Below are 15,328 nucleotides of genomic sequence, written 5' to 3' on the forward strand. Positions count from 1 at the left end.
ACGCCGAACCCGGTGCCCGGGCCGGCTCCCGATCCCGTGCCGACGCCTCCCGGCCCCGAGCCGACACCGCCCTCCCCGGCGCCGGACCCGATCCCGCCGACGCCCCAGCCCGAGCCGGCCGCGCCCCCGCTGCAGTGAGGTGCGTGTGCGAGGGTGGGGGGTGTGACCGAACGACCACTGCTCGTCGTCGACGGCGCGAACGTGGTCGGCTCCGTGCCGGACGGTTGGTGGCGCGACCGGTACGCGGCCGCCGAGCGCCTGCGTGACGCTCTCGTGCCCTACGCGACCGCCGGACTCCCCGCGGACGGCCCCGCGCCACCCTGGACGGTCGGCGTCCCCTTGGACGTGGTCCTCGTCGTGGAGGGCGCGGCCCGCGGGGTCGGCTCCGTCCCCGGTGTGACGGTCCGCTCCGCGCCCGGCAGCGGTGACGACCTCATCGCCGAGGTGGCGGCGGAGGCCCGCGCCGACGAAAGCGGCCACCGGGGCGGAGCCCGTCCCTGCCTCGTGGTCACCGCCGACCGCGGCCTCCGCTCCCGCGTGGTCGCCGTGGGCGCCGACGTGACGGGCCCCCGCACGGTAAGGCGGCGCCCCTGACCCCCCGGCTTGCCCCTTTACCGGTCCCGGGACCACCCGCGCCCCTTGGTTGTGACCCTCCTCCGCGGAAGGAGCCGCAGCAATCCAGGGGCGCTGGGGGTACCTCCCAGGCAAAGCTCTGGGGGAGGAACTGCGCGACAAGCCCACCACCGGCGGGTGGTCCCTCGGCCGACAGGACGAGGCAACCCGGGGGGTCAGGGCACCCTCAGGGGGACCGACATTGCGTCGGTGGGGCGCGGCCTGGTAGGACTGCGACGCACCGTTACGTCACATGTTCGAGGCCGCGGACGGGGGTTCACGTGGTCGGAACGGCCGTCACACGCACACCGCGCCGCCTTCCCGCGGCAGCGAGACGCTCGACGCAGCACGGCCTGGTGCTGGCCGCGGTCGCGGTGACCGTACTCCTGTGCGCGACCGCCCTCGCAACTCTCGTGACGCTGGCGGGGCGTTCGGTGGAGTCCGAGGCGGACCGGCGGCTGGCCGCCGACCTCGACGCGCAGGTGTCGGTCAACGCGTCGTTCCGGGCCGGGGGGATGGCGGCCGCCGACCGGAGCGTACGGGCCGCCGCCGCGAGGGTCTTCGGGAGCGTGCCGCAGCGAACGTCCGTGGGGTTACTGGGCACTTCGGCGGTGTCGGTGACCGGTGTCGACGGCGCCGAGGGACCGCCGCGCGGGCCCGGCGGCAGCGGGCTGCACCCGGTCGCGGTGCAGGACCCGAGCAGGTTCGGGCAGTTGGTCGCGGGGAGTTGGCCGGCCGGCACGGCGGACGCCCCGGCCGGCACGTTCACCTCGCTGCCCGAGGTGCGCGTCTCCACGGGTTCGACGGCCCCGGTGGACGCCGCCGTGCCCCAGCCGCTGGCCGAGCGCCTGAAGCTCCGCCCGGGTTCGCGCGTACGGTTGAAGGACGCCGCCGGCCGCACCATGACGTTGCGGATCGCCGGCGTCTTCCGTGCGGCCGGAGCCGTCGGGTTCTGGCCCGCGATGGCCGGTGACCTGACCGAGGGCGAGAGCAGCAGCCAGCAGTTGCTGGTGGTCTCCGCGGCGGCCCTGAACGGAAGCGCCGTGCTGAACGGGCACGTGACGGCCCGCTGGAGCGTACAGCCGGACTTCTCCCACCTCGGCGCGGGAGACCTGGCGGGACTGCACGACCGGGTGCGCGGCTTCACCGGCAGCCAGAGCGACGTGTCGGTGTTCCACGGGAAGCGGCCGTCGTTGGACGACCTGGCGGTGTCCTCGGGTCTCCCGGAGGCGATCGACGACCTGGACGTGCCGATCGTGGCGGCCCGGTCCGCGCTGTACCTGCCGAGCGTGATGCTGGCCGTCCTCGCGCTCGCCACCCTTCTGCTGACCGCCCGTCAGATGACCGTGCGCCGGCGCGACGAGTTGGCGCTCCAGCAGGCCAGGGGCGCGGGCACCCCGCGACTGCTGCGCGGCGCGGCGGCCGAATGGGCGGTCACCGGCGTGCCGGCCGCGGTCGCGGCACCGTACCTGGCCGGGCTGCTGCACCCCGGCAGCCGCGGCGCCGACGCCTGGGCGGCGGTGGGTCTGACCCTGCTGGTGCACGCCGCGGCGGTCCTGCTGCCGGTCCTGCCGACGGTGCGGCTGCGGGCGGGCCGGGGCGCGCGGGCGGCCGTCGCGCAGCGGTGGGGCGCCGATCTGGCGCTACTGGCCGTCGCGATCCTGGGGTTCCTGGAACTGCGGCGGCACCGCTCGCTGATCGCGGGCGGGATCGGCGGCGTGTCCGTGGACCCGGTGATGGTCTTGGTCCCGGCCGTGGCGAGCGGGGCCGCCGCGCTCCTGCTGCTGCGGCTGCTGCCCCTGACCGCCCGGCTGCTGGACGCGTTCGGCCGCCGGGGCCGCGGGCTGGTCCCCGCGCTGGCCGGGTGGCAGTTGAGCCGGCGTGCCGCGCGCAACGCCGGCCCGGTGGTGCTGATGTGCCTGGCCGTGTCGGTGAGCGCCTTCGCCACCACCGCGCTGGCGTGCCTGGGCGGTCTGGCCTCCGAGCAGGCCGCGTTCACGGTCGGCGCGGACGTCAGGATCGATCCGGGCCAGGACAACGACTACCCCGCCGAGGTGTTGGACGCCGCCTATCGGGCGCTGCCCGCGGTGACGGCCGTGACGCCGGTGACCCAGGCGACGGTGAACCTGCCCGGCGGGACCGGCGAGGAGCTGGACGCCACCATCGGCGGGGCCGTCCCCGGTACGTCCACCCCTCCCGGTACGGCCTCCCCGGCTGGTACGTCCGCCCCGGCCGCGTACGGGATCACCCTCCCGGGGCGGCCGACCACGCTGCTGCTGGACGAGAAGCTCGGCAGCGACGGCAGCACCGCGCCGCCCCACCTGGAACTGGTCGTGCAGGACGCGGCCGGACTGGACAGCACCATGTCCGCCGCCCTGCCCGCCGCCGACGGCGCCCGGCACACCCTCGCGATCCCCCTGGACGTCGCGCTCGGCGGCGGCCGCCCGCGCGCGTACCCGCTGACGGTGACCGCGGTCAACGTCCTGCCGCAGGTGGGGGTGGCGCCCGCCCGGCTTGACCTGGACCTGCTCCGGATCGGCTCGCGCGGCACCACGGACACCTGGGCCGCTCCCCTGCCGCGGGGGCAGGTGTGGAGCGACGGCACCGTGGCCGCCGCGGACGCCGCCGCGGGAGCCTGCCGGGGGGACACGTCCGGCGCGTACGTCTACGGCTTCCCGGGGGTGTGCTCGATCCGCGCCGGCGGCTCCGCCGTCCTGCGGACCACGATCAGCACCGGCCACCGGACCCCGGGCGCGGACGACACCGACGGCGCCGACGACGACAGGACCCAGCCCGACAGTGAGGTGCGGCTGCTGGCCGGGCCCGCCGGCGGACCGGCGCCGCTTCCCGTGCGCGCCGACGCGCAGGCACTGCGCGAGGGCCACCTCACCGTGGGCAGCGCCACCACACTGGACCTGGGCGGCGGCGCCCCGGTGCCCGCCAAGGTCGTGGGCCGGGTCGGCCCGCCGCGCGGACTGGGGAGCGGGCAGGGGCATCTGATCGCCGACCAGCGCCTGCTCGCCGGCGCCCTCACGCGCGCCGGCGCCCCGCAGCAGGACCCGGCGTTCTGGTGGATCAGCAGCACCGACAGCGCGCGCACGGCCGCCGCCGCGCAGGCGCAGCCCGCGCTGGGCCGGGTGACCACCACGGCGCAGGCCGCCGCGGCGCTGCGGTCCGACCCGTTCCGCAGCGGGCTGCGCCGGGTACTGGAGCTGGTCCGCGACCTGGCACCCTGCTTCGCGGTCATCGCCTTCACCGTCCACGCGGTGATCTCCGCCCGGCAGCGCCGCAAGGAGTTCGCGCTGCTGCGGGCGATCGGCGTCGGTTCCGGACGGCTGGCCGCGCTGCTGGGTACGGAGCAGGTCGGTCTGGCCCTGTTCGCGGTGGTCCCGGGGGCGTTGATGGGCATGGGGCTGGCGTCGGCGGTGCTGCCGCTGGTCACCGTGGACGACAGCGGACAGGCACCGTATCCGCCGCTGCCGCTGGTCATGCCCTGGCGGACCGTGGCGCTGACCGCGGTGGCGACCGCGCTCGCCGTCAGTGCGGTCGTACTGGCGCTGGCCCGGCTGCTGGCCCGGGTGGACCTGGTGCGCGTGCTGCGGGCGGGGGAAGACCGTTGAGGCGCGCCACCGGGCAGGACCGGACCGCGCGCCGCGTCCCGGGCGGAGGCAGGAGTACGGACACGGGTGCGGGTGCAGCCGCGGATACGAGTACGGGGCCGGGTCCCGCCGCGGGTCCGGGTCCGGGCAGGCGCACGGGTGCGGCGATGACGCTGCGCCTGATCCGCAAGGAGGCCCGGGGCGATCTGCCGCTGCTCGCCTGCCTGGCGGTGCTGGTCCTGGTGCTGGCGGGCATGTGCGCGTGGGCCCCCTCGCTCGCGGGCCGCCAGGAGGACCGGGCGCTGCGGCAACGCGTCGCCGCCGCGCAGGCCGGCGCCCCCCTGATCACCTTGAGCACCGTGCCGGAGGTCTTCAACTCCGGCCCGCCGGCCCTGGACATGGCCACCCTGCTCGGCGACGGCCGCGCCCTCTCCCACCGGCTCAGCGGCTCCGCGGCACGGCATCTCAGCTTCGCCGGCAGCGGCGGCTACGACTACAACCCGGCCACTCTCACCTCCCCGCTCCCACCCGGGGAGACAGGCAGCAGCACCACACTGGCGATCAGCCACCTGCCGGACGCGCGGGCCCATCTGCGCTACGTCAGCGGCCACGCGCCGGCCGACCGCACGCCGATCGGCGCGGCGCCGCAGATCGGCCTGTCGCAGGCCACCGCGCAGGCACTGGGAGTTCGGGCCGGCAGCCGGCTCGGCGTCGAGTTCGCCCGGGTGCCGGCCCTGCAGAGGTCGCCCGACGCGCAGCTGGTGGTGAGCGGGATCTTCCGGACCGCGGCCGGCGCCGACGACTTCTGGGGCAACCGGCCGTCACTGGCCCAGCCCTCCCGCTACCCCGCCCAGCAAGCCGGCGGCACGGTGCTCGCCGTCAGCGGCCTGGTCGGCACCGACGCCGCCGACCGGCTGGCGGCCGCCGGGGTGCCGGGCCCTTCGGTGACCTGGCAGTTGCGGGCCGATCTGCGCCAGTCGGCGCTCGACCGGGCCCGCGCGCTGAGCGGCCCGCTGTCCCGCTACGGCACGGACCTGGACCGGGCGCTGTGCCGCGGGACCGACGCGTACACCGGCGGCGAGAGCTGCGCGGTCGGCAGCCAGCGCACGGGGCCGCTGACCGTCACCGACGCGCTGACACCGCTCGTCGGCACCTTCAGCGCGCAGGACCACCAGGCCCGCGGGCTCGCGACGTTCGCCGTCGACGCGCTGGCCGCGGTGGCGCTGGCCACGACGGCGGTCGCCGTACGGCTGCTGCTGCGCCGGCGGAAGGCGCACCTGCGGCTGCAGCGTGCGCGCGGCGCCTCCACGGCGCGGCTGGTCCTGCTGCGCGGTGCCGTGGCATGGCCGGTGGTGGTGATCGCCGCGCTGCTCGGCTGGGCGGGCGGCCGCCTGCTCGCCCCCACCGGGGTCTCCGGGGCTCCACGACCGCTGTCCGCGGCCGTGCTCGCCGCGACCGCGGCGCTGACGGTGTCGCTGCTGACCTGGCTCGCGGTCCGCGAACCGCCCCGGCCACGACGGACCACCCGCCGGCGTCGTACCCGCCGGCCCGTCGCCGGCAGCCGGCGCGTGGTCGTGGAGGTCACCGTGCTGCTCGCGGCGGCCGCCGGCGTGGCCGCGCTGAGGTCACAGGGGCCCGACTGGGTGCTGGGCGCGGTGCCGGTGCTACTGGCCCTGGCCACCGTGCTGATCCTGCTGCGGCTCTACCCGCTCGCCCTGCGGCTGCTGCTCCTGCGGGCCCGCCGCGGCAAGGGCACCGTGGGCTTCATCGGAGCGGCCCGGGCCGCGCACGACGCCCCGGCGACCGGGCTGGCCCTGTTCGTGCTGGTGCTGACCCTGGGCACGGCCGTGTTCGGCGGGCTCGTGCAGCGGACGATCGGCGACGGCCTGGCGGCGGGCGCGGCCTGGAGCACCGGCGCCGACGCCTCCGCGACCACCGCCGGGGACACCGCGCCCGCACCGGACGCGCTGACCGGCACGAGCGGGATACGTACCGCCCTCCAGCATCTGCACGCGCTCGATCTGGTCGGGCAGGCCGACGGCGCCGAGATCTCGTCGGTCGCGGTGATCACCGTGGAGCCCCGGCAACTGGTGGCCCTCGCCCCGCACTCGCCGCTGGCCCGCACCCTGCGGTCCGCGCTGATCGGCCCGTCGGGCGACACGACGGGCGCCGGCGTCCCGCTGCCGTCCGTCGTGTCGCCCGCCCTGCGGGCGCGCGAGCGCACCGGCGGCTTCACCTCCACCGTCGAGGTCCACGGCCGTCCGCCCGTGCAGCTGGCCCTGGACCCCGTCGGCACCCTCAGCGCCGCGGACCTGCGCGACCCCCTGCTGGGCCCGATCACGGCACAACTCGCGCCCGGGACACCGCTGCTGATCACCGCCGCCTCCGCCGACCACCTCATGCCGCAGCAGTCCTCCGGGACCACCGTGCTGCTCCTCCAGGGCGACGGTCCCGGCACCAGCACGGCGGCCCTCCAGTCGGCGGCGGCCAAGGCGCTCGGGCCGCTGGCAACGGTCCGCACCCGCTCCCGGACGCTCAGCGCCCTGCGCGACGACGGCCTGACCCGCGGCCTGGAGAACGTCTACGCCACCGCTTCGGCTCTCGCCGCCCTGTCCGGCCTGCTCGCGGTGGCCCTGGAACTGATCCTCACCTCGCACGAACGCGGCCGCACCACCTCGTTCCTGCGGACGCTCGGCCTCGGCGGCAAAGCGGCCGGGGCGCTGCACTTCCTGCAGATGCTCCCGCTCGCGGCGGCCGCGGCCGTGGGCGGCACCCTGGTCGGCGTGGTCGAACCCCGGCTCATGGCACCGACGCTGAACCTGCGCCAGTTCACCGGCGGCGCCACGCAACCGGCGCTGCGCACCGACTACGCTCTGACCCTCGCCCTGGTCGGCGGCGTGGTCCTGCTGATCCTGGTCGCGGCGGCCACGGAGACCGTCCTCGCCCGCAGGCGCCGCCTGGGCGCGGTGCTACGCCTCGGCTGACGGCGGCGGGACGTGACCGGTCCCGTCGCCCTCCGCGTCGGCGGCCGCCTTCGCCTGGCGCGCGGCTGTGTCCGGCCACACGCCGACGTGATCGGACTCCAGGGCGAGCCGCACCCGCTTGCGCAGGTGCAGGCGCTCGGTGAACTCGCGCGGTATCTGCAGCCGCCCGTTGCGGTCCAGCACCGCGTACTCCTCGGAGGTGAGGGCCTCGACGCCGTCCTCGCCGGTGGCGACCCGCCGCAGCACCTCGGTCGAGGTGCGGCCGTTGCGTATCCGGACGGTGCGCTGGACCTGTTCGGACACCAGCGTGTCGTGGGTGACCACGATCACGGTGACGCCCAGTTCCTCGTTGGCCTGCCGCAGCGCGGCGAAGATCTCGTCGCTGGTGGCGGTGTCGAGTTCGCCGGTGGGCTCGTCGGCGAAGAGCACCCGGGGCTCGTTGGCGTTGGCGACGGCGATGGCGACCCGCTGCTGCTCGCCGCCGGACAGCGCGTCGGGGGTACGGTCCCGGCAGTGGCCGACGCCGAGCAGGTCGAGCAGTTCCTCGGCGCGGGCCCGGCGCCCGGAGCGCCGCACCCCGGTGTAGGTCATCGGCAGCATCACGTTCTCGGCCGCCGAGAGGTACGGCAGCAGGTTGCGGGCGGTCTGCTGCCAGACGAACCCCACGGTGGAGCGCCGGTACTCCAGCCGGGCGCGGCGCTTCATCGCCAGCAGGTCGTGCCCGGCGACCTCGGCGGAGCCCGCGGTGGGCACGTCCTGGCCGGAGAGTATGCCCAGCAGGGTGGACTTGCCGGAGCCGGACGCCCCGATCACCGCGATCATCTCGCCCTCGGCCACGGCCAGGTCCAGGCCCTGGAGCGCCTGGACCTCCACGCCCTCGGTCTGGTAGATCCGCACCAGGTTCTCGCACACGACCAGACCCTCGTCCCGGTCCGGCACCCCGGCCGCGGCAGCCCGTCGCGTCAACTCCGCCAAGTCCGGTGCACCGGCTGTCCGTTCACGAGCGGCCACGGCCGTCCCCCCGGGTGAAGTCGCGATCCGACAGCGGCAAGGGTAGTCCCGGGGGCAACGTGTCGAGGCGCCGCAGGTATCCAGGGGCGCGGGGAACTGCGCGAGGCCCCCGCCGGCGGGATGTCCTGGAACCGACAGAACCGGTCAGCCCCGCAGGTCAGGGCGCCCTCGCCAGGTGGACCACCGGGTCCGAAACACGCCGGCCGGAAGACGGCCGGCAGGCGATACTGGGAACCATGGCAACGGAAGAGGGCAACTACGAGGCCGTCCGAAGCCGAGACGCGCGGTTCGACGGCCTCTTCTTCTTCGCGGTGTCGACCACCGGCATCTACTGCCGCCCGAGCTGCCCCGCGGTCACCCCGAAACGGGAGAACGTCTCGTTCTTCGCGACGGCCGCGGCAGCCCAGTCCGCGGGCTTCCGCGCGTGCCGCCGGTGCCGCCCGGACGCCGTGCCGGGCTCCGCGGACTGGAACGCGCGTGCCGACGTGGTCGGCCGGGCGGTACGGCTGATCGGCGACGGCGTGGTGGACCGGGAGGGCGTCGCGGGCCTGGCCGCACGGCTCGGGTACAGCGCCCGCCAGGTCCAGCGCCAGCTCAACGCGGAACTCGGCGCCGGCCCGATCGCGCTGGCCAGGGCCCAACGCGGCCACACCGCGCGGGTGCTGCTGCAGACCACGTCCCTGCGGGCCGCGGACATCGCGTTCGCCGCCGGCTTCGCCAGCGTGCGGCAGTTCAACGGGACGATGCGGGAGATCTACGCGGCCACGCCGACCCAGTTGCGCTCGGCCCGGGCGAACTCCGGTGGCCGGAAGGGCGAGTTGGGGCCCGACGGCGCGGCCGGGGTGCCGCTGCGGCTGGCGTACCGGGGCGCCTACGACAGCGGGCAGGTCTTCGACTACCTGGCGGCGCGCACGGTCGCGGGGGTGGAGGAGGTGGTGGGCCAGGACGCCGGCCCGCCCGGACCGGGCCGTACCCACGGCCGCACCTACCGCCGGACCCTGCGGCTGCCGCACGGCGCGGGCGTCGCGGAGGTGTCCGAACGGGCCGGCACGGGAAGCTGGTTGGCGTGCCGGCTGCACCTGGAGGACCTGCGGGACCTGACGACCGCGACACAGCGGATGCGGCGGCTGTTCGATCTGGACGCGGACCCGTACGCGGTGGCCGAACGGCTCTGCACCGACGAGGAGTTGGCCCCGCTGGTGGCGCGGCGCCCGGGCATCCGCTCACCAGGGGCGGCGGACCCCGAGGAACTGGCGGTGCGCGCGGTGCTGGCCGAAGGGCTGACGGCCCCCCGCGCCCGACGGGCTACCGACCGACTCGCCTCCTGCTACGGGCAGTCGCTCCCCGCACCGAGCGGCGGACTGGCGCTGCTCTTCCCGCGCCCGGCCGAACTGGTGGACGCGGACCTGGCGGCGGTGGACGTGCCGGACGAGCGGCGGGCCGCGGTACGCGCGGTCTCCCGTGCGCTGGCGTCGGGCGCGGTACGGCTGGACCCGGGCGCGGACCGCGACGAGGCCGAACGGGCCCTGCTGGCGCTGCCGGGCGTGCACCCCTGGACGGCGGGCTACATACGGATGCGGGCCTTGGGCGACCCCGATGTCCTGCTGGAGCCGGCCGTGGCGGGCGCCGCCCGCTGGCGGCCGTGGAGTTCGTACGCGACCCACCACCGCTGGCGCTCGGCGTCCGCGGGCCGGGCGGAACGGGCGCCCCAGCACACGGCCTGAACCGGCGAGCGGGAGCGCGCGCCCCCGAACAGCACGACGCCGCACGGGAGTCAGGGGCGTTCGCGCTGGTGCTCACGGCGCCGCCGCTCCTCGTCGAGGAGGGCCATGAACTTCTTCGTGCTCGCCTCGGCGTCGCCGTCCTCCTCGTCCTGGACCGGTCCCTGCTCGCGCAGTTGGCGCTCCTGGACCATGGCCGGCGGGACCGGGTCGACGTCGGAGGGGCGCGGGCCCTCGGGTCCGTCCGGCCCGATCCGGATCAGCCGCTCCACCCGGATGATCCGGAAGTGCCGTCCGGCGACGTCGAGTTCGTCGACCTGCTCGGTGTCCAGGTGGTCGGCGGCGCGCTTGTAGAACTCGTGCTCCTCGTCGGTGAGTTCATGCTGCCAGGGCACCATCACCCGCAGTTGCACGGCCAGTCCGTCGCGGGCGTCGCGCGGGGTGGCCGCGGTGCCGGTGGACTGCGGCCGCCAGCGGCCCCCTTCGCGTTCGGCCGCCATGAACGTGGCCGGGAGCAGCACCCCGCCCGGGTGGGTGCCCGCGGCGGCACGGGAGTCCTCGCGCACGTCGCGCGGCACCGTGCCGTTCTTCCGCAGGGCGGTGAGGAGTTCGACCCGCAGCACGCCGGGCGACAGCCCCGCCTCGCCGCCGGACGCGATGGTCAGGTCCGCCGCGGGATCGAGCGGCGGCTGCGCGGGGTCCGTACGGTCGGGGTCGGTGCCGCGCGGCGGCTCCGGGCCGTCGGGGCCCATCCGGATGAAGCGCTCGGCCCGCACCACGCGGTAGCGCGCGCCGGCCACGGTCAGCTCGTCCAGGCGTTCCCAGTCGAGGCGCTCGGCCGCCTCGGTGTACTGGGCGCGGCCGGTCTCGTCGCCGTCGGCCGCGCACCGCTCGGCGCGTGCCCGGAAGTGCGCGCCGAGCGCGTCGCGTGCGTCCTGCGGGGCCAGCCCGGCGAACCCGGGCCGCAACGTCCAGCCGCCCTCGGGCAGTTCACGGGCGGCGCCGAACACCGGACCGCCGGCGAACAGCGTCGACGGATACGCCTTGCGGGCCTTCCAGGTCTCCACGTCCGCGGGCGCGGACAGCCCGGCCGCGACCGGTGACGGTGGCACGGTCGGCCGCGGCCACTCCCGGCCGGTCACTTCCTCCTGAGCGTCACCGTTCACCTTCATGCCATTAGCATGCCCGTCCGGCCGTCCCGAGGCCCCCGATTCCAGCAAAACCGCGCTCCGGACGGCGCCGACGGGCGACCGGTTCGCAGGTCACGGGAACGGCGTACGGTCACTGGCGCGTTCCGCCGTGGCGGAAAACGCCCGGTGGCTCAGCCGGCCTTCGCCAGCTTGGCGATCTGCGCGCTGACGACCTCGGCGGGGATCACCGGGTGGTCACCGGGAAAACCCTGGTTCGAGAAGACCGCGATGGTGGCTCCGCTGCGGACGACGAGGAAGCGGAAGGGCGCCTTGGCGGGTTTGCCGCCGTCGAGATCACCGCTGTCGTCGACGCTCGCCACGATCTGGGTGAGGTCGTACTCCACGGCGTCGTCACCGACGGAGGGCGCGGCCTGCGGCTTGGGGTCGGCGAACCGGTCACCGTCGCGTTCGGGGAAGGAGTCACAGGCTTTGAGGGATGCGCGCAGGTCGGTCATCACCCCGCGGGCGTCGGCCGGTTGGTAGGCGAGCAGCGCGTCCTCCACCGACTCGTGGCCCTTGCCCTTCCGCCGGACGTCCTGGATCAGAACGGCGTGGTGCTGGCGGGTGGTGCTCACCGGTCCCATGGCGATGCCGCCGAGGGGTGCGCACGCGGCCGGGGACACGCGCGGCAGCCGGGTGACGTCGGGGATCGTCTGCTTGATCTCGACGCCGTCCGAGCCCCGGCCGGACACGGTGTCGGTACTCCATCCCGAACCCGGCAGGTCCGCCGGGCCCACCGCCGCCTGCTCCAAATCCCGCTGGCCGAGCATGCGGACCGCCGACCCGGAACCGGCTGGGTCGGCCGTACCGGACGCCGCCGCCGTACTGGACGGGCGAGGAGTGCCGCCGCTCGCGCCGCGGCCACCGCCCCGGCTGTCCCCGCCGCTCCCGCAGGCCGTAGCCGCGGCCACCACCGCGGCCAGGCAGATCGCCCTCGCCGCCGACCGCCGCGCCATCCGTGCCCGCGCCGCCCGTCTCCCTGCCCGTGCCCGTGCCGTCCGCGACGTCAGGTCGCCCATGAAGTCCCCCCACTGATGTCCACGGCCGAACGCCCTTCAAGCGCCGCACCGTTGTGACGCGGCGCCCTCGCCGCTCCCCCAAGGCCCGCCCCGCCGCGCCAACGGTGCCGACAGCCTGCGGAAACGTACTCCCGGCCGGCCGCGCGGCGCAATTCCGTAGCGAACGGCCGCCCGCACGGCCCGAACCGCCGTCCGGCGCGGCGGAGTCCCGCGCGGACCGGGAGCGTCAGGCGCCGAGGAAGCGGGCGATGCCCGCCGGGGAGAGCAGGTGCTGGACGGCGAGGCGGCGGGCGCCCTCGATGCCCGCGCGGCGGCCGAGCACGGTGGTCTCGATGGCGACGGTCCGGGTGGCCAGCGGCAGCGCGCGGCGGTAGACCGCGGCGCGGATGTCCGCGAGCAGGTCGTCGTGGAGGGAGGCGATCGAGCCGCCGAGCACGATGGTGTCGGGGTTGTAGAAGCTGACGAGCGAGGCGAGGACGTCGCCGATCCGCTGCGCGGCGAGCCGGACCTGGCGGCGGGCCAGCGGGTCGCCCTCGGCGACGAGGCGCACCACGTCGGCGGCGTGCTCCGCGGGCAGGCCGGCCGCGCGCAGCCGGGCGGCGACGGCGGCGCCGGACGCGACGGCCTCGACGCAGCCGGTGTTGCCGCAGTGGCACAGCACGTCGTCGTGGCCGGGCACCGCGATGTGCCCGATGTCGCCCGCCGCACCGGTGGCGCCGCGGTGCACGACGCCGCCGGAGACGATGCCGCAGCCGATCCCGGTGCCGACCTTGACGTAGAGCAGATGGGCGGCGGCGGGCCGGTGGCCGTACTCGCCGAGCGCCATCATGTTGACGTCGTTGTCCACCAGGACGGGGGCGCCGCGCCGGCCGGCGAAGAACCCGGGCACCCGGTAGCCGTCCCAGCCGCGCATGATCGGCGGGCGCACCACGGTGCCGGTGCTCGCCTCGACCGGGCCCGGCACGCCGATGCTGATCGCGCGGACATGCTCGGCCGGGTGCCCGGCGGCCGCGAGCATCCGTCCGATCTGGGCGTCGAGCGCGGTCAGTACGGCCTCGGGTCCGTCGTTGATGTCGAGTTCCTCGGTGGCCTCCGCCAGTACGGTGCCGCCGAGTTCGGAGATCGCGACGGTGCCGTGGGTGGCGCCGAGGTCGACCGCGCACACCACGGCGGTGCGCGAGGCGAGTTGCAGGGTCAGCGGCGGGCGGCCGCGCTCGGTGGCCAGCGTGCCGGTCTCGACCAGCAGGCCGCGGTCGATCAGCAGGTCCACCCGCTGGGCGACGGCGGCCCTGGACAGGCCGGTGGCGGTGGCCAGTTGGCTGCGGCGGGTGGCTCCGCCCGCCACGAGCCCGGCGAGTTCGCTGAGCGAGGTGAGCTGCCGGTCGGTTGCTGCGGTCACGTGTACGCCTGTCCCTCTCGATCGATGTCGCCGCCCCGGCCGGGCCGCTCCTCGCGCGCGCCGGACGGTCCCGGCCGGTCCCTGCCCGGGTCGGCCGGAAGTGCGGTACCCGCCGTACGGCCCGACGCCGGCGCCGGGGCCAGGGCCGTACGACGGGACCCCGCGCCCGTTGGTCGCGCCCGCCCGTACAACGGACCCTGCACGCACCGACGTCGGCGCGCCGGCGCGGCCGAACCGGACACCCGGCACCCCAGCACGCCCGGCACGGCATCCGGCGCCCTCGCCCCCACCGGGACCGGCCCGCCGCACTCTCGCGCGCCCCGACCGACCCGGTGAACGACCCGGCCATCACCCCGGCGACCGCCGTCACGCCCACGCCGCCCGCCCGCCGATTTATGACAGAAGTTAGCGTAAATTTTGCCATTGTCAACCGAAACATCCCTGGCTAGCGTCTTCCGTGAGCCGAAATGGAGGGAAGTTTGGTGGCACTCTCGGGGCCCAATGCAAAGAACCCGCCGGGTACGCCCGGCGCGACCGGCACGACCGGCACGACCGCGCTGCGGACGGCGATCGCCGGCACCGGCATGATCGGCCGGGTCCATCTGGACGCCGTGCGCCGCAGCGGCGCCCCGGTGGTCGGCGTCAGCTCCTCCACGCCGGCCCGGGCGAAGGAGGCCGCCGCCGCGCTCGGCGTGGAGCGGGCCTTCGACTCGTCCGAGGAGCTGGTCACCAGCGACGACGTGGACGTGGTGCACATCTGCACGCCGAACGACGTGCACGCCCGGCTGGCCGAACTGGCCCTGCGCGCGGGCAAGCACGTGGTGTGCGAGAAGCCGCTGACCACCTCCTCGGCCACCGCCGACGCGCTGGCGGCGCTGGCCGCGCACAGCGGCAAGGTGGCGGCCGTACCGTTCGTCTACCGCTACCACCCGATGGCCGCGGAGGCCCGCGCGCGGGTGCTCGACGGCCGGGCCGGGGACGTACGGCTGGTGCACGGGCACTACCTCCAGGACTGGCTGTCACTGCCGGACGACACCAACTGGCGGGTGGACGCGGTGGCCGGCGGGCCGTCGCGGGCGTTCGCCGACATCGGCTCGCACTGGTGCGACCTGGTGGAGTGGGTGACCGGGCACCGGATCGCCGAACTGACCGCGCTCTCCCAGACGGTGCCCCGCACCGGCGGCCGGCCCGCCACCGAGGACGTGGTGCAGTTGCTCTTCCGCACCGACCTCGGCGCGAGCGGGTCGGTGACCGTCTCGCAGATCTCGCCCGGCCGCAAGAACCGGCTGTGGTTCGAGGTGGACGGCAGCCGCACCTCGCTCGCCTTCGACCAGGAGGCGCCCGAGTCGCTCTTCGTCGGCAGCCGCGGCGAGAACGCCACGGTGCTGCGCGACCCGGCCACCCTCTCCCCCGAGGCGGCCCGGCTGTCGGTGGTGCCCGGCGGGCACCCGATGGGCTACCTCGACTGCTTCGCCGCGTTCGTCCGCGACGTGCACGCCGCCGCCCGCGCGGCCGACGCGCCCGGCTCGGAGAGCGCTCCCCCGAACCCTGGCGCGGAGCCCGGCACGACTCCCTCCGGAGCGGGGGAAAGCGCTCTCCCGGGCACGGAATCCACCCCTGCCGACCCGAACCAGCCGAACACCAGGCACACTGGAGAGCGCTCTCCCGTACCCGCCGCCGACACCGCCCGCCCCACGCCCTTCGCCACCTTCGCCGACGCCGCCCGCATGGTGCGCCTGACCGAGGCCGTACTCGGCTCGGCGGCCGACCGGACCTGGAAAGAGGTCTCCTGA

Annotated in this window: 9 protein-coding genes; 5 read left to right on the forward strand and 4 right to left on the reverse strand. The window is 75.9% G+C overall.

What is annotated here, in order from left to right:
• Nucleotides 1-162 precede the first annotated feature (162 nt).
• The 3 genes from OG370_RS05835 to OG370_RS05845 all read left to right on the forward strand — a co-directional run bounded on the left by OG370_RS05835 (nt 163) and on the right by OG370_RS05845 (nt 7,195).
• Entirely contained in the window at nt 163-594 is a 432-nt protein-coding gene (locus OG370_RS05835; protein ID WP_328461288.1) for an NTP pyrophosphohydrolase, read from the forward strand.
• Between the two features lie 374 nt (nt 595-968).
• On the forward strand, nt 969-4,232 hold the full coding sequence (locus tag OG370_RS05840; protein ID WP_328461290.1) for an ABC transporter permease: 3,264 nt from the start codon (nt 969-971) through the stop codon (nt 4,230-4,232).
• A gap of 146 nt (nt 4,233-4,378) precedes the next feature.
• A complete protein-coding gene (locus OG370_RS05845) occupies nt 4,379-7,195 on the forward strand; it encodes a hypothetical protein (protein WP_328461292.1) in 2,817 nt (938 codons plus the stop codon).
• Here OG370_RS05845 and OG370_RS05850 read toward each other — a convergent pair.
• Nucleotides 7,181-8,170, reverse strand: coding sequence for an ABC transporter ATP-binding protein (locus OG370_RS05850; RefSeq protein WP_328461294.1), 990 nt, complete (start codon nt 8,168-8,170; stop codon nt 7,181-7,183). The genes OG370_RS05845 and OG370_RS05850 overlap by 15 nt on opposite strands.
• Nucleotides 8,171-8,442: 272 nt before the next feature.
• Between OG370_RS05850 and OG370_RS05855 the strand changes: the two genes are divergently transcribed.
• The gene (locus OG370_RS05855; RefSeq protein ID WP_328461296.1) at nt 8,443-9,930 is read left to right on the forward strand and encodes an AlkA N-terminal domain-containing protein; all 1,488 of its coding nucleotides are present in this window, start codon (nt 8,443-8,445) and stop codon (nt 9,928-9,930) included.
• Between the two features lie 50 nt (nt 9,931-9,980).
• Here OG370_RS05855 and OG370_RS05860 read toward each other — a convergent pair whose 3' ends face one another.
• The 3 genes from OG370_RS05860 to OG370_RS05870 form a co-directional block, all read right to left on the reverse strand.
• The gene (locus tag OG370_RS05860; RefSeq protein WP_328461298.1) at nt 9,981-11,099 is read right to left on the reverse strand and encodes a DUF5954 family protein; all 1,119 of its coding nucleotides are present in this window, start codon (nt 11,097-11,099) and stop codon (nt 9,981-9,983) included.
• 149 nt (nt 11,100-11,248) lie between these two features.
• Nucleotides 11,249-12,073, reverse strand: a complete 825-nt coding sequence (locus OG370_RS05865) for a hypothetical protein (RefSeq protein WP_328461300.1) — start codon at nt 12,071-12,073, stop codon at nt 11,249-11,251.
• 289 nt (nt 12,074-12,362) lie between these two features.
• A complete protein-coding gene (locus tag OG370_RS05870; protein ID WP_328461302.1) occupies nt 12,363-13,535 on the reverse strand; it encodes an ROK family protein in 1,173 nt (390 codons plus the stop codon).
• Between the two features lie 482 nt (nt 13,536-14,017).
• Here OG370_RS05870 and OG370_RS05875 point away from each other — a divergent pair, with 482 nt between their 5' ends.
• Nucleotides 14,018-15,328, forward strand: a complete 1,311-nt coding sequence (locus OG370_RS05875) for a Gfo/Idh/MocA family protein (RefSeq protein WP_328461304.1) — start codon at nt 14,018-14,020, stop codon at nt 15,326-15,328.

The sequence above is a fragment of the Streptomyces sp. NBC_00448 genome (genome assembly GCF_036014115.1).
Lineage (GTDB): Bacteria > Actinomycetota > Actinomycetes > Streptomycetales > Streptomycetaceae > Actinacidiphila.

What these genes read in the sequence shown, in the direction of transcription:
- OG370_RS05845 (WP_328461292.1), top strand. Translation starts at nt 4,379, where the DNA reads ATGACGCTGCGCCTGATCCGCAAGGAGGCCCGGGGCGATCTGCCGCTG.
- OG370_RS05855 (WP_328461296.1), top strand. Translation starts at nt 8,443, where the DNA reads ATGGCAACGGAAGAGGGCAACTACGAGGCCGTCCGAAGCCGAGACGCG.
- OG370_RS05860 (WP_328461298.1), bottom strand. Translation starts at nt 11,099, where the DNA reads ATGAAGGTGAACGGTGACGCTCAGGAGGAAGTGACCGGCCGGGAGTGG.
- OG370_RS05865 (WP_328461300.1), bottom strand. Translation starts at nt 12,073, where the DNA reads ATGGCGCGGCGGTCGGCGGCGAGGGCGATCTGCCTGGCCGCGGTGGTG.